This is a genomic window from Bacillus sp. VT 712, from assembly GCF_001614195.1.
Classification (GTDB): domain Bacteria; phylum Bacillota; class Bacilli; order Bacillales; family Bacillaceae_H; genus Priestia; species Priestia flexa.
On sequence record NZ_LWBK01000090.1, the window covers coordinates 1 to 790 of the forward strand.

Annotated in this window: 3 rRNA genes; all 3 read left to right on the plus strand. The window is 46.5% G+C overall.

Features of this window, described 5'->3' with window-relative positions:
• Window positions 1-295 (plus strand): 23S ribosomal RNA (locus A2U94_RS20085); the annotation flags it as partial.
• 65 nt (window positions 296-360) lie between these two features.
• Window positions 361-476: ribosomal RNA gene (gene rrf, locus A2U94_RS20090) — 5S ribosomal RNA — on the plus strand.
• A gap of 164 nt (window positions 477-640) precedes the next feature.
• Window positions 641-790, plus strand: a 16S ribosomal RNA gene (locus tag A2U94_RS20095); the annotation flags it as partial.

Consider the following 790-nt stretch of genomic DNA (forward strand, 5'->3'; position numbering starts at 1 on the left):
TCGGTCCCTATCCGTCGTGGGCGTAGGAAATTTGAGAGGAGCTGTCCTTAGTACGAGAGGACCGGGATGGACACACCGCTGGTGTACCAGTTGTCTTGCCAAAGGCATCGCTGGGTAGCTATGTGTGGACGGGATAAGTGCTGAAAGCATCTAAGCATGAAGCCCCCCTCAAGATGAGATTTCCCATAGCGCAAGCTAGTAAGATCCCTGAAAGATGATCAGGTTGATAGGTCAGAGGTGGAAGCACGGTGACGTGTGTAGCTGACTGATACTAATCGATCGAGGACTTAACCAAAACGATAGTACACGAAGTACTCAGCAAAATGTTATCTAGTTTTGAGAGAATAATCTCAAATCATGTCTGGTGACGATAGCAGAGAGGTCACACCCGTTCCCATGCCGAACACGGAAGTTAAGTTCTCTAGCGCCGATGGTAGTTGGGACTTTGTCCCTGTGAGAGTAGGACGTTGCCAGGCTGAAAAAGATTTCTCTTTTTCTTTCAAAAAGTATTTGACACCAAGTAAAAAAACTTGGTATGATAATAAAGTCGCCTAAGAGCGGCGGTTGAACTTTGAAAACTGAACAAAGCGACAAACGTCAACGTTAATTTTTTTAAACTTTTATGAGCAAGTCAAACATTTCTTCGGAGAGTTTGATCCTGGCTCAGGATGAACGCTGGCGGCGTGCCTAATACATGCAAGTCGAGCGAACTGATTAGAAGCTTGCTTCTATGACGTTAGCGGCGGACGGGTGAGTAACACGTGGGCAACCTGCCTGTAAGACTGGGATA